The organism is Pedobacter terrestris, assembly GCF_052343045.1.
Lineage (GTDB): Bacteria > Bacteroidota > Bacteroidia > Sphingobacteriales > Sphingobacteriaceae > Pedobacter.
This window is the reverse complement of the sequence record NZ_CP180264.1, coordinates 1,314,569-1,328,984: the sequence shown is the minus strand read 5'-3', so window position 1 is coordinate 1,328,984 and position 14,416 is coordinate 1,314,569. Positions and strand designations below refer to the sequence as shown.

Genomic DNA, 14,416 nt, shown 5'->3' with positions numbered 1-14,416 from the left:
AACTCCAACGAGAACCTGCCATTATTTTATTTTTATACGATACATAAGTTGTCTATATTTGATTATTACTAGTTTATAACTCATAAAAAAGAGGTATTTATGGCTTTTGCAGATAGATTGGCGTATGCCCGCAAACAGAAAAAGATAAAACAGGCTGACCTGGGAAAGATCATAGGGACTTCCGGTGACATCATTGGAAAGTATGAGCGTGGAGAGAATGTGCCATCCATTGACGTGGCCGCAAAGATAGCCGATGCCCTGGCCGTTACCCTTGATTATCTCGTAAAGGATGGCCAGTACGAGCAGATAGACAACGATACGCTCAAACGCCTGAAAGAGGTACAGGGACTGGACGAGGAGAACCGCTCGCACGTATTTGCAACAATAGATGCATTCATCAAGGCCGCAAAGCTAAAAAGCATAGCCGCAATGTAAAACAGCAATTCAATATGAGAACTTTATTTATTTTCATCCTATCATTCTCAACATCTATCGTAATGGCACAAAGCAGCAACGACAGTCTATATAGAGCTGTTGTAAAAAACGACACCAATCTATCGAAGCAATTCATAAAAAAAGGTGCCAACGTAAATTATGTAAAACAACAAGGCTGGATGAAAGTGAGCCCGTTAATCACAGCTGTAAATAATAAAAGCTTTTCCCTAGTGAAAATCCTAATCGACAACAACGCCGATGTAAATTGGAAAGATGGGTTTCAAACGACCGCCCTAATGTATGCAGCCTCAAATGGTCTTGAAGATATTGTCAGACTATTATTAGAAAAAGGTGCTGATGCAATGATTAAAGACAACCAAGGAAATGATGCTTTGTCGGCCGCCAAAGAGTCAAAAAACATTAAGGTAGTTGAGTTAATAACTCAGGCGCAGAAAAAATTAAAATAGCTTTAGCTTATTTGATAGAACCATACAGATTATGCTTGCCAAAATATAAGGCAAATAAATAAGTGCAAATAAATTGAACTGTAAATGTAATTCGGTAAAAACCTCTAAAAAGCTTTTCCCATCATTCTTTAAAAAATAAATAACTAAAGGAAGTAACACGTACACAACTACGGTAGTTGCAATTAGTGAGGCATTACTCCCTTTACCTTTAAGTATAATAAATATCACAAATCCAATTAACGGGAAGAGCAGAAATAAGCAAATTGCTCTTACGATTATGCTTGTGATAATCACACTGCCTGGATTACCTTGAATAAAATTTACTAAAAAATTTATTAAAAAATCTGTAAAGACTAGAAATAGTGTGTATATCATCAAGCTCTTTACCATCCGAGTTTCCAATAGGTTTTCTGTAACTTAAAAAAGTTGGTTACTTTGCCTGAACCGTGGTTATATCTGTCCTGAGCATTTGATATGTTACCCTCAAAACGTAAGGTTGGCGTTACTCCAAAACTATACAAACCCTGTCCTTTTGCCATTTTACTTAGAGTTGAAATTGTTGCCGTTGTCTGTTTATCATAAATTGGCTGAGCCACGTTAAACTGCTCATTATATAAAGTTGCTGCATCCCAATCGGCTGATGCTTTCCCTTTCATAACAGGCCCATTATATAAACCTTTAAGGTCATCAAATACATCATTAAAAATCGCTTTATTACCTGCGTTTCCAAACTTCACAACATCATCACCAACCCACCAAGCGACACTAGCATTATCAAGGTTTGACATTTGACCAGCTACAATATAGGCAGCGCCAGGCCAATTGTTATCAAATCCTTTTGCATCAATTTTGCCAGCATACCAACCATAGAAATCTTTACGTTGTGTTATCGTCTGGTAATCATCGTAGCGATTAGACTGAAGATTTGTAGAATTTGCTTTATCCCAAATTGCTGTTTTGTTTTCCCGGTCAGATTTAAGCCAATGACCATCACTACCGTCTAACTTACCATTTGGATTATCTTTTCTATAAGCTTCCTCGTCATCATATTCCTTAAAGAACATCCCATCTGGATCGATAAATCTTATTGGATTGTTCCGTGCATAATTATAAGGTGACCAACCTCTATCCTGCTCCGCCAACGGATCCACGACATTCCATCTACCAATCACCGGATCATAGAACCTTGCGCCATAATCATATTGATCACCCAGCTCTTCTTGCAACTCCTTGCCGTTGTAAAGGTACTTATTTACAATTGAACTTGGAGAACCCTTTTTACGCATTCCAAAGGCATAGTAGTCGTCTCGCTGAATGACTTCCAATTGGTTGTTATTGGCCGGATTAAAATAAAACGTGGCCCGTACATTCCCTAAATGGTCACTCAGATTGTAACGGTAGCTGTATTCATTGTTGCCGCTGTTTTGTGCAATACCTTCTTCTGTTTGAATAAAATCTATTGTTCCTTCAGGTTTGTATTCTATACCATCAATATAATTGCGCAAACTGCCATTGTTATTTTTGCGCAGCTTTCTTCCTGTAGCATCATAGGTATAGTTTAAATTGATGTTGGAGATGCGTTTGGGCAGGTTCAATTGATTGTATTCAATATTATAATGCAAACGCCCATCTACGATTGCATTGCCATTCGCATCATATTCGTATGCATCGGTTACATTACCAACATACCACAATTGGTTGCCGTGCGGATAATCGTACCAGTTCGGGTTTCCTCCGTCTCTCGCCAGGGTTTCGATATTGCCCATCACATCATAGGTCAGCTCTTCACTCATGCTTATGCCAGTACTGCTGCCTTTTGTCAATCGGTTGAGTTTGTCATAGGTATAGGTAAAAACGTTGGGGAAATTATTTCTGCTTCCCCAATACTGGTTGGAAATATTACCATTGTAACTCGGAGAGGTTCCATCGTGGTATTTCAGCTCCATGCTGAATTCATTGCTGATGCTTTTGGTTAACCAACCCCGTTCATTGTAAGCAAAACTGGTGCTTTGTGCATCGTTATGCAGTTTCTTTTCCTTTAACTGGCCAAGCTCATTATATACATAGTGGTTCAGCGCAATCTCTGCCTGACTATTGATGCGTTCAAAAGTCGCTAGTTTTCTGCCCTGATGATCATATTCATAACGGTTGGATACCGTAAGGGCGGTACTGTTGTTTACGCGATGTAAACGCGTGCTGCTGGAAATGCTTCCGTCAAAGTTGTAACTGTTGGTGATTTCATCATAATCGCCTGCTTTGGGCTGACCATCCAAATAATGCTGTGTATAGGTTTTAACTACACGGCCATATTTATCGTAGTAAAAAACTGTCCAAAGGAAATGATCGGTATCGATTACACGAACTTTCGTGGCGGTGAGCAGACCTTTAGTCATTTGGCTGTATTCGCCGGCATGATTGTAAGGCAGTCCAGGCAATTCATAGTTGTCGTAATAATTCACTACATCTACCCGCATATTGGCTACATTGCTTGGGGCGCTTGCATTGTCATAGCCTTCCAGGTTGTTTGTACCATAAAAGGGTGTATCCCATTGTGGCTCGAGGCCATTTACCGTGGTTTGTACATTTTCACGGGTGTCCGTATGACCAGATTCTACCCCACTCATGATTACCCGTCCAAAAGCATCGTATTTAACAAAGCTTCGCTGTGCCAGCTGGCGTTGTACACCGTCACGCGTGAAAACAACCTGATCAAGCTTGTTATAAATCAACTCTTCCCAGTCTTTACCCGGTATTTTCTTTTCGATTACCCGTTTGCGGCCATCGTAGTGATAGGCATAAATAAAATCGAGGAAGATCTTATCACTTTCATTAAAACTGTTGATTTCATAACCGCTATCGGCATCTGTACCTGGGTTCACAGCCGGTGGCAATACATAACGCAGGTTGCTCAGATCATCGTACACATAATAGGTACTGAGGCTTTTGTTTTCATTTTCCCAGATTCGCTTCAATACCACTCGGCCATCAAAGTCTTTAAATTCTTCGGTGGTTCCGCTCTTCCCGCTGGTCCAGTTTTCATCTTTTGAAACAGTTTTGTAGAGTTTGCCAGCCGCGTAAAAGCCCGCAGAAGCGCCATTGCCGCTAACCGTCCATAATTTAACATCATTTGCAGTATTGGTTCCGTATTCCATTTTTACCGTATGGCCGGCTGTGCTGCCTGCAACAGGCTGCCATGCATCGCCTGGTGCGCCTTGTTCCAATACGCGGTTAAGTGGGCTGGCCTCAAAAATGGTCTGGGAGAAAGGTGTAGAAGTTGCTTTGATGTTACCCGGAGGGCCAAGGTAATAGCCCGCCTGGCCACCACCAGTTATGGCATCTGCACGGTAAGTGCCGTTGTTGTTCCAAACGGTATACGGCAAATACTTTTTGTCTTCACGGCCATAGGCATCATAGGCTACTGGGGTTACGATGTCGTGCCCGGCTAAACCGCCATTAAGGGCAACGGTTTGCAAAGGTCGGCCGAGCCCGTCAAAGTATTGGATGACCTGGTTTTCTTCACACATGCCCAGAATAGTGCCGACATTCTGTCGGGAAATGCCTGCTTTTTTGAAGGTTCTCGTGAGCACATAGTTCTGGTTGCTGCTGGGTACGGAAACTTGCGGAAGACAGTTTTTATAAGAAACTCCTGTTGTAAAAATGCGCACATTGTTTCCGGCCGTAATATGAAAACCATCTTTAAGTGTAATACTATTGTAAGCGCTGATTTCAGTTTGTCCGGTATAGCTATTGAGTTCCAGTTGGGCTTTAGACTGCAGTGCTCCCAGTGCCAGCAAAGCTGGCAATATTAATTTTTTTAGATGTCTTTTCATCGGAGCGTTAGTTTTTATAGTGATACTGGTTTTCTTTTACAATGTTTCCGTCCTGATCTTTAATCCATTTCAAACGGCCAAAATCGTCGTACTCATAATACGTGGTCATCCCTTTGGGATCGGTTTGACTGGTCATGCCGACTAAAGGCTTGTAGGTGTAGGTCGTGATTTGAGCATTTTTTAACGCTGGAGCACTGCGCAAAGTGTTACCGATAGACATGATCTGCGTATCTGTAGGTACAGAATTGGATAGGTTTAAAACTGCTGCCGAGCCTCCAAGTACACTTTCAACGGTGGCGTAGTCTGTGTTTTTGATTTCAGCAATGGGGTAAGTATTATTGTAAGACCATATATAACTGATTTTGATACTTTTTTTGTCTGTAATCTGAAGTACATTGCCTCTGGCATCGTACAGGTCATAAGTAGCTCTCTGTTTATATCGATCATCTAATTTAAATGGGCTATATAATGTACTTGAGAAAGCATCCCATTCAATAGGTTCGACAATTTCTAAATTGTTTTGTGTAGAGATTAATCCATCGGCTCTATAAACATTGTAGGTTCCCCCTGTAACTTTAACAGATCCTGCCTCAATAAGATTAACAACTTCTTTGGGGTTTAAGTATTCATTATATCCTATGATCGTACTACTTATATTTCCTTTGCTATCAGTTTTAGAAATTTTATCTGGCTGAAGCTGTTTAGCAGGATTATTATAGGTATTGTTTTGTTCGGTACTGACAGTGATATTGAGATTATTTAAATCTCGACTGAAATGCCGTTCTTTGGATAAAAGTGCTCTGCCGGTATATAATGTTTTTGATAATCGGGCATATCCCGCATAATTCTTCATGGCTAATGTCGCGTCTATTGACGGATCTAAAATATTAACCAGATTTTGGGTAAACAGTTTACCTATAAATATTCCAAGCGGATGTTTATACCGTTCATATTCATATTCATCTTTTTCTATCCATTGAAAGCCATTTTTATATGCATAAACTGTTTTGGACGTCAATATTCCACTATCCCATTCATTATCTACCGGTAAGCTGATTTGTGTTAAGTCTATCCGTGTTGGAAGAAAAATAGTCGAATTATAATCATACGTGTACACTGTTTTACCCGTTTGCATTCCACCTTCTTCTTGATATTCTGTAACAGTGCTGTACAGTACTGGTGTACCAGATGTAAAAGTCATTTCGTCCATCGGTTTTGGAGTGAATGTGCGTTTGCGTTCTGTAAACTCATAGCCAAAAGGTATGTTGGTATTTCCCAGTATTGTAATGGACGGTTGCTCATACATAAATGTCGACGAAGTATCATTCACACTTTTCACCAATCCAAAACCATTCTCGTCATCTCCATATTTATAAATTTTCCTAAAGGCTGGTGTAGGTATCTCAGTATTGGTATAATATTGAATTTCTTTTACTCTAAGTCCGCTTGCTATCTTAGCGATACCTGTGTTCAGGTCTTTGTATCGATTAACTTCGTAGTTAAACGTAGTCGCACCTCCGCTGGGATAAGTGATCTTTTTTAGAATAGCAGTTTGTACATTTTCTTCGTCATATACGCTCCACTCAGGCGATACCTGAACTCCACCGATACTAACCCTCCATGTTTGTGAAGGTGTATAATCATAGTCAGCAGTTAGAAAGGAGGATCGTCCAACCGCATGCCAATAAGGGCCTTGTATAACGTCAATATCCTGCATGGTAATGGCACTAAAAAAACCGGAAGAGGAATAATTAAAAGTCAATGCGCCTCTTCCATAATAACCCCATGGATCTGCTCTTCTTGAAGTAGACACGACATTATTTGATTTATACTCAAAACTGTATTTTTCTAAGGCTGTACCCGTATTTCCCTTCACACCAACGGCATCTAATCGCAATTGTTTTAGGTTATAGGGACTAACCTCGCTTCCAAAATCGCCGTATGTAAACTGAATATGTTTAATTTTTTGACCTGAAAGATCTCTAACTACAATAGAATCCAATTGTTTTTGATTGTTGTTATGTATGTAAAAATTAACCCTTACGTTTCTTCCTGTAATTTGCTTTACATAAAGCATTTGAGCAATTGAATTCGATATAATACTTTCTTTGGTTTGTTGATTATATATGTTATCAGGTTCTTTCTCTATGCCATACTGTTTTGCCAAATAAAGTCCACTGTAATCATTTGAAATATTGTACATATAAACACGTGGATAAACGTATCCGTAGTCTGGGGCATAACTATCTCTTTGTTCAAATTTTACGGCTCCCTCTCCGGTATTCGAATTATCGAATACCTCTATTCTTTCATCCACAAGTTCTGTAATTTTAGAGATAGGTTCATGATATTGGAATTTTAGCGTATCTCTTTTACTAGGTGATATAATTTCTGTACATTTCCAGGCAATAACAGCCGATCGAAGAACACTATATGTAATTGACTCAGAGGCTGAGATATTATCTAAGCTTTTACCGAACCGGTACTGTGTCTGATCATCATCGGTGACTGTGAAAAGACTGGAACTCCCACTTACCGATATTGGATCATACGGAATCGTGAGGACATCATTAAGAGATCTCATATAAAATTTACCACTTTTAGCCAAAAGACTGTAGTAAAACTCGTCAGGATCCTCGTCAAAAAATCCTTGACTCCAATTATGAAGGTAATCCAAAGAATTATTTCCTTTATTCGCATTCTGTAAATACCCAGTATTTGCAAAATCATTATTACCATTTACAGTTCGACTAATTTGTGGCAAACCACTCAGCTGCCAACCCAAGCCTACCCAGGTAGCCTCTTCATTTACTTTTATTCCACCTGCATGATAGTTTAAAACCAAAGGTAGTGTCAATTCACCAACTTTTAATTCGTATATGGGAATACTTATATTGGGTACTCCGGTACTATAATCAACGGGAAAGTTGATATACTTTGCCAAGCCAGAGGCTTCTGGTGTATTGGGCAAAATTCGCTCATTTTGCGCATAAGTTAAATAAGTTGAAAATATAAGGACTACCGTAAATTGGACAATCTTAGTTGCAAACTGCGAACGCATAAATATTAGTTTGATAAGTTGAAATTTGGAAAATTTTAAATTATGGAGTCATAAGAATACTAACCATGAACTTGGCTGATATTATCACATTTTGTAAGAATACTCTGAAATCCAGTCCATGTAATTCAATCTCATAGACATTGAATAAAGTTTCTTTTTTAGGACTACTGAATACTGAACCGCAGACTTATGGGTATTAAATCGCCAACGGTGGCGGCTTTTAAACAATTAACAATAGCTATCCGAGAGATACTATAGTTTACGTCCAAAGAAATAAAGTTGTAAAACTGTTTTTTAGTCAAACGGATAAATTGACTAAGAACTTTGCAATGGTTTGGCGTTAATTTTTTCATCATGTAAATAATTTGCAGTTATTTATTTTAGGGATGATGAATGCTCGAATATAAACCTAATTTTTGAGAAACAAAACATTCTCAAAAAGAATATTTACATAATCATTAAAACTGCAAATTTAAACAAAAAAAGAGGTGATTTTATATGAAAATTTTAGTAATCCAATCCCCTTAAACTGAGCTCTGCACTAAGTTGATCATTTGTTTTACGCTGTCCATTGTCACTAATTTCAGAAATGGAAAGTTTGGAAATCCTTCCAATACCTTCGCTTTTTGAAAGTGTATCCAGAAGGCGTACAAGATTGGCATACTTGCCTTTTAAATTAAACTGCGATTCGAAAGAACCTTTAACCAAGGTAGTGGAATCTACTTCTGCTGTAGATTCTAGTTTCTTAGGTTTAAAACTAATCTCTACGTTATTGGCCATCGCCATAGCCGATATGGATTGCCAGATCCGGCTTTCTCGATCTTCTTTCCTTGTGCGGTATTTTTTTAGGATTTGCTGGTAAAATTTATGCTTCTGCTCTACCTGGCTCAATACACTTTCTGAAACGGTTTCGGTTTTTGGATTGGCCAACTGACGGTTTGTGGTATATGCAGAAATTGCAGCTTTGAATGAACACAAATAGGCAATATACAGTATTGCTAATGCCGCTACAACTAAGATTATACGTTTTCTTTTAATATCCAGAGTCTGCCACATGGTTTAATATTTTATCGAAATGTTAAATACGTAAAAGTCTGACTGGCTATCCTCTTCATAGCTTACCAATTCAACACTTTTAATCCATTTTTTTTCTTTTAACAGGAAAATCCAATTGTTAACGGCAGCGAGGTTACTCGTTTCGCCTTGAATGCTGAGGTTGGGTTGGCGCGTCTCTACGTCTTTTGGATTTTTAAAATCATTAAACAGTAATCTCTTTAACCTAATCTGTCGGGGCATTGTGCGTCCAATCTGATCGATAAGCAGGCCGTAGTTATAGCCTCCATTCCAATTGAAGCGTTTCAGTATGTTCTCGTTTTCTGCAATGTTTTTTTTGAATAAATCAAGCTCTTCTGTATTTGAAGCTATATTTCCGGCCGATTCGCTTAGACGTGCATTTTCTGCATTGTAATGTGAGAATAAAAGAAAACTAATCAGCAGTGCGGCAAATAAGCCACCCAGATAAAATATGCCTATTTTCTTTATTTTCCATTGTTCGATGAAATTTTCTAAAGCGCGATCTATCTCAGAGTGAGGTACATTAATTTTGATCAGGCGGTTATACAAAAAGAGCTGGAAAGCATTTGCATAGGCAACCACATCATTTTCCGGCATTTCCGTCCCTGCCAAAGTGTATGCTTTATTCACCACTTCGCCGCTTTGGTATCGGTAACCAGCAAATTGCTGATTTTCGGTATAGGTGAATATATGCCTGTCTATCGGGTTATCGCCATTTGAAAAAGACAGAAGTTCATGGATATTTGAAACCGCCAGACCACCAAACGTAAGGTTGAGTATATTTAACCCTGCACGAAGAAAAATTCCAACAATGTCATCCACAAGACCACAACGTGCAATACTCATGGTTAAATGATTGTCAATCAGTGTCTCCTGAATATAAAATTCCTTTTCTTCAACCGATGGAAAAGCTTCTTTAATATAGTTTAGGTTAGCGTTCTCCTTTAAAATGATGCTTTTATGGATGATGCCTTTACCCGAAATGCTCAGGGCAACCGGAAACTTCTTCGGGATTTTTTGCAAGATGGTTGGCAGAGTGCCTTCAGAAAACCCCTTTTCGGTAAGCTGCAACTGCTTTTTATGCTGACTCAGAATGACGTAGTTGCACTTGTAGAGTTGATCTGATAAAATCTGCAATTCCAAACCTAAGATATTTTCGAAGAGTTCCAATTGCATTAGTAAAGGATTGTCGGTTTAATAAATACCAATGTGACCACCTTATTATTTGTTTTTTCCCGGCTGCTGAATAACCATTTGAGAACAGGGATACGAGACAAAATCGGGATTCCCGATCCATTTTCACTTGTCTCGGTTCGCTCAATACCTCCAAGAACAATCATATCTTCATTTCTTGCCCGGATAATCGAACTAAATTTACTGGTAGACTTTGGTGGGGGTGCATTTTCCGGAGGAGTGCCAATAAAATCTGATATATTGACTTTAATATTTAAAGTGACCTGATCGTCTCCCGATACAACCGGACGAATATCAATTTCAAGATTCGCATTTACCTCAGTAAATTGTTCTGTGACTACAGTTTGAGAGTTTAAAGATGAAATTACATTTTGTGTTCGCTGACTATAGTACCTGGAACTTCCAATACTGAGATTGGCTGAATGTCCATTTAACGTTGATAATTTAGGAACAGACCGAATGTCTACATTGCTATTGGTTTCAAGTGCGCTTAAACCAACATAAAAATTAGGCGTAACGCGCCCCAGATTTATAGAATTGTTACTCCCTAGTTTCGAGAGAAATTTGTTGATTGAATTTGCGCCAAAAGTATAATCAATACCAGGCAAAATGGTACCACCGGTCTTAACGCTATCAGATACACCTGCTGTAATTCCCGTTTTTACGGTTTTGCCTTTGCGCACGTCAACCAATGTTACTTCTATCAAAACCATTGGAACTACCCGGTCAATCTGTTTTATGTACGCTTCAATTTCAGAAATCTGAGGTGCAGAACCAGAAAGCAGGATCGTATTTTGTTCCCTGAATTCTTTTATTTCCACTCCTTTTTTCCATTCATTCGGAATCATCATCTGGATAGTATCCAGCGAGCGGTGCTGCAATTGAATGATTTTGTTGGTGCGTAAACCTTCAAGTTTCCGATCGCCAATTAAATATACCGGACCGTCCTTTTTGTAGGTATATTCTGTACCCTGAAATAGCGAGCGTAAAAAAGTATCAAAGTCAACATTATTAATTCTGGTACTTACTGAACCTTTGATTTCCGAGTAAATAAAATAGTTTGCATTAACTTCATTGGAAGCTGATTTTACCAAATCTATAATTGGAGTATTCAATGCATCAACCGATAAATAGCGGTTTCCTGCAGCATCTTTCCGACCTGTAACATTAAAATTGCCTGCCGACGCGCCTCCTTGTTGACTCGGCTTACTATTTCGCTTCACAGCAGTCGCATGATCACTGTTTACATACAACTCTTCGCCTTCGCCCAAAGCCTGAAAAATAAAGACCCCATCATTGGTTTTATTTAATTTTAACTCATTTGCATAGGCCATTTTCTCCAATGCAACTTCGAATGGTGCAGCTGCAATAAAAGCGCTAACCTTTTTAGTTAATAAATTGACGGGCACCACAACATTCTTGCCCGACAATTGACTAATCTTTTTGGTTACCTGACCAAGGGTATCATTGTTCAATTCAAAACCCAAATAATCGTTTGAGGCGGTGTAGGTAACCCGAAAGTCCTTGGGCTGAACGACTACACGTGGCGGTGCCGCTTTTGTGACAGACATGATCGAACCGATCATGTTGATATCAACTCCATATTCTTTGGCTATAAATAGAAGAATATTAAGCGCAGTCTCATTTCTAAAATTGGTATATACCTTAAAATTTAACTGAGAATCAATATTTATATTCAGATTATTGGCCTGTGCTAAGGCCCTTAAAAATTCCTGTGCCGATGCGCCCGCCATAGAAAGCTGAACTGTTTGATTTAATCCGGGAACCATCACAGCAAGATTGTGTAACCGTTCATCTATCCGGTTTATACGGTCATTATCTGCGTTGTTTTGTGACTGGGCTAAAGCTATACCTGTAAAAAACAACATGCAGAGCGCAATAAGCGTAGAAAAGGTAAATGTCTTTTTCATTTAGATGGACAAAAGTAATGGGTAAATCTCTTCCAGGGCCGTTTCACCCTGAGCAAAAAGCGAAAAGGCATTTCCAGAGAGGGTATTAATATTTTTTTCTTTCAGAATAGGATCGATGGCCATATTGCCGATTCGGATTTCTTGCGCCAGGTCTGCATCAATCGGCACAACCTCATAAACGGCTTTACGCCCTTTGTAACCCGTGTAGTAACACTGTTCACAACCTTTTGGTATGCAATGTGTTTTTACAGAAAATGGAGCTTTAAAATGGCGGGGATACCGATGCGTATCGAAATCGGCTTCCTCTTTGCAAAATGGACACAAAAGACGGACAAGTCGCTGCGCTATTGAAGTATTTAAAGTGTTGGCCAATAAAAACGCCGGGATTCCCATATCGATTAGCCTTGAAACCGTACCCCATGCAGAATTGGTGTGAATAGTAGATAAGACCAGGTGCCCCGTTAGTGCTGCCCGGATGGCCATGTTTGCGGTATCCGGATCACGAATCTCTCCAACCATAATCACGTCCGGATCCTGACGCAGGAAAGTACGTAATGTTGATGCAAATCCCAACCCGATGCTTTCTTTAAGCTGAACCTGATTTACACCTTCAAGAGTGTATTCAATCGGGTCTTCAATTGTTAAAATATTTCGGGTACTTTTATTTAACAACTTTAACGTTGCATACAAGGTTGTTGTTTTTCCTGAACCTGTAGGACCACTGATTAAGATAATACCGTTTGGCCTTTGTACGCCTTGCAGATAATTTTCCAAATCCTGTTCAGCAAGTCCCAAAACATTTAAATCTATATCTGTGCTGCTGTTGTTGAGTAAACGCAACACTACTTTTTCGCCATATAAGGTTGGTAGTACGGATACGCGTATATCAAATGGCACCTGCGTTCTTGGCCGGTACTGAATTCTTCCATCCTGAGGCAAACGCTTTTCGGCGATATCCAGGTTGGCCATAATTTTGATTTTGTTGATCAGCGACGGATATTCTTCTTTAGACACTTCATACCGTTCAATCATCATTCCGTCAATCCGGATTCGTACCCTTGATTTTTTCTCGAAAGTTTCAATATGAATATCGCTGCTCTTGAGTTTTCTGGCCTCTTCAATAAGGGTTTTTAAAAAATCTCCTTCTGCTGAAATCCGTGAAACGGAAGAACTTTGTGTTTCGCGCTGTCCATCGTTCAAATAATGTTTGGATAGCATTTTATTGATCTCGCCATCGGCTATGCTTACCAGGTGAATCTGCAAATCCAGAATAACTTCCAGCTCTTCGGCCAAAGATGTGGCATCTACAGAATCTGCACAATATAAATACAGTTTACTTCCATCCTTTTTGTATGGAAATACCCGGTATTGCAAAGCAACATCTTTGGCAATAAGGTTCTGACTATCGGCTCCCAATTCTTCTATCATCATAATACATGGCTCTGCACCCGCTCTGTTATTTGCTCCAGAAAATTTAAACCGAAAGTATCTGAAATCATGATGATTAACATGATCAGTGCCTGATGACCCGCGAGCGGTATTTTTTTATTATCGGTCAATTTTATAAGAGAGAACATGGTGCTGGTAAGAATTACTATAACTAAACTAAAAACATAAAAAATCAAAAACTCAACAAAGGGGAAGTAAACGGTGATGGATAGTAAGAACAGTAAATCGCCCAGACCAAAATATCCTTTAAAAATGTTTGTAAGCCTTCTGTTTTTTAAGGAAATATACAGATTGAGTAAGACTACCTGCAAAAGAACAAAAAGCCCATTTTGCCACAGCTGATCGAAGGTTATATGCCAACCATTTTTTTCTGAAGACCACATTGCCAGGCCACAAAATAATGCAGGGAATAACCACCAGTACACACCTCTATATTTATAATCCTGATAAACAATAAAAGCAAGTACAAAATTTATGCTTGCAATCAGATAAAACATTAGTCGGCAACTACTTCTTTAAGGTTTTTGTCCTGATCAATCTGCCAAACATTAAAGGTACCGTTTCCGTTAAAATCGGCTACGGCGGTAGCTTTTGCTGTAAATGTATTATTTGAGGCTGCCGTGATTTCTATTTTATAATTTGCTTTTCCATCCTGTCCGTCTGTAGTCAGTTTTTCCTGAATAAAGCCAATTTCATTTACATCGCTGGAGTATTTTGAATGTTCATAAAAATAGCTTTGTTCCAGTTTAGCCAGATGTTCCAGTTGTAGTTTGGCTTCGGTTGTTTTGGCTTTAGTTATTAATGGCATAAGGTTCGGTAAAGCAAGCAACACCAGAATTCCGATAATAACCAATACAATGAGAATCTCGGTCAGCGTGTAAGCGGTGAGTTTGGCGTTAATTTTTTTATTCATGATGTATTTCGTTTGTTTGGCAAAAAACACGCTAAAATACAGATAATATATAGGGTATAAAC

Annotated in this window: 9 protein-coding genes; 2 read left to right on the top strand and 7 right to left on the bottom strand. The window is 39.0% G+C overall.

What is annotated here, in order from left to right:
* The first annotated feature begins 99 nt into the window (after positions 1–99).
* Together ACJVDH_RS05750 and ACJVDH_RS05745 are read left to right on the top strand one after the other, a co-directional pair.
* A complete protein-coding gene (locus ACJVDH_RS05750) occupies positions 100–435 on the top strand; it encodes a helix-turn-helix domain-containing protein (RefSeq protein ID WP_443946610.1) in 336 nt (111 codons plus the stop codon).
* Positions 436–449: 14 nt separating this feature from the next.
* Positions 450–902 (top strand): ankyrin repeat domain-containing protein, encoded by a 453-nt coding sequence (locus ACJVDH_RS05745; protein WP_443946609.1) that lies wholly within the window; start codon positions 450–452, stop codon positions 900–902.
* A gap of 383 nt (positions 903–1,285) precedes the next feature.
* Here ACJVDH_RS05745 and ACJVDH_RS05740 read toward each other — a convergent pair whose 3' ends face one another.
* The 7 genes from ACJVDH_RS05740 to ACJVDH_RS05710 form a co-directional block, all read right to left on the bottom strand.
* Positions 1,286–4,732, bottom strand: coding sequence for a DUF6443 domain-containing protein (locus tag ACJVDH_RS05740; RefSeq protein ID WP_443946608.1), 3,447 nt, complete (start codon positions 4,730–4,732; stop codon positions 1,286–1,288).
* Between the two features lie 7 nt (positions 4,733–4,739).
* Positions 4,740–7,793 carry a hypothetical protein gene (locus ACJVDH_RS05735; protein WP_443946607.1) on the bottom strand — a complete coding sequence of 1,018 codons (3,054 nt, stop codon included), beginning with the start codon at positions 7,791–7,793 and terminating at the stop codon, positions 4,740–4,742.
* A 507-nt stretch (positions 7,794–8,300) separates the two neighbouring features.
* A complete protein-coding gene (locus ACJVDH_RS05730; RefSeq protein WP_443946606.1) occupies positions 8,301–8,849 on the bottom strand; it encodes a hypothetical protein in 549 nt (182 codons plus the stop codon).
* Between the two features lie 3 nt (positions 8,850–8,852).
* Positions 8,853–10,043, bottom strand: coding sequence for a PilN domain-containing protein (locus tag ACJVDH_RS05725; protein ID WP_443946605.1), 1,191 nt, complete (start codon positions 10,041–10,043; stop codon positions 8,853–8,855).
* Positions 10,043–11,992, bottom strand: a complete 1,950-nt coding sequence (locus ACJVDH_RS05720; RefSeq protein WP_443946604.1) for a type II secretion system protein GspD — start codon at positions 11,990–11,992, stop codon at positions 10,043–10,045. Before ACJVDH_RS05720 ends, ACJVDH_RS05725 begins: the two co-directional genes overlap by 1 nt.
* Positions 11,993–13,423, bottom strand: coding sequence for a GspE/PulE family protein (locus tag ACJVDH_RS05715; protein WP_443946603.1), 1,431 nt, complete (start codon positions 13,421–13,423; stop codon positions 11,993–11,995). It lies immediately after the preceding gene.
* A gap of 514 nt (positions 13,424–13,937) precedes the next feature.
* Positions 13,938–14,354, bottom strand: a complete 417-nt coding sequence (locus ACJVDH_RS05710; RefSeq protein ID WP_443946602.1) for a type IV pilin protein — start codon at positions 14,352–14,354, stop codon at positions 13,938–13,940.
* Positions 14,355–14,416: the final 62 nt, after the last annotated feature.

Coding starts and splice junctions, on each gene's coding strand:
- ACJVDH_RS05750 (WP_443946610.1), top strand. CDS start 100: ATGGCTTTTGCAGATAGATTGGCGTATGCCCGCAAACAGAAAAAGATA.
- ACJVDH_RS05745 (WP_443946609.1), top strand. CDS start 450: ATGAGAACTTTATTTATTTTCATCCTATCATTCTCAACATCTATCGTA.
- ACJVDH_RS05740 (WP_443946608.1), bottom strand. CDS start 4,732: ATGAAAAGACATCTAAAAAAATTAATATTGCCAGCTTTGCTGGCACTG.
- ACJVDH_RS05735 (WP_443946607.1), bottom strand. CDS start 7,793: ATGCGTTCGCAGTTTGCAACTAAGATTGTCCAATTTACGGTAGTCCTT.
- ACJVDH_RS05730 (WP_443946606.1), bottom strand. CDS start 8,849: ATGTGGCAGACTCTGGATATTAAAAGAAAACGTATAATCTTAGTTGTA.
- ACJVDH_RS05725 (WP_443946605.1), bottom strand. CDS start 10,043: ATGCAATTGGAACTCTTCGAAAATATCTTAGGTTTGGAATTGCAGATT.
- ACJVDH_RS05720 (WP_443946604.1), bottom strand. CDS start 11,992: ATGAAAAAGACATTTACCTTTTCTACGCTTATTGCGCTCTGCATGTTG.
- ACJVDH_RS05715 (WP_443946603.1), bottom strand. CDS start 13,423: ATGATGATAGAAGAATTGGGAGCCGATAGTCAGAACCTTATTGCCAAA.
- ACJVDH_RS05710 (WP_443946602.1), bottom strand. CDS start 14,354: ATGAATAAAAAAATTAACGCCAAACTCACCGCTTACACGCTGACCGAG.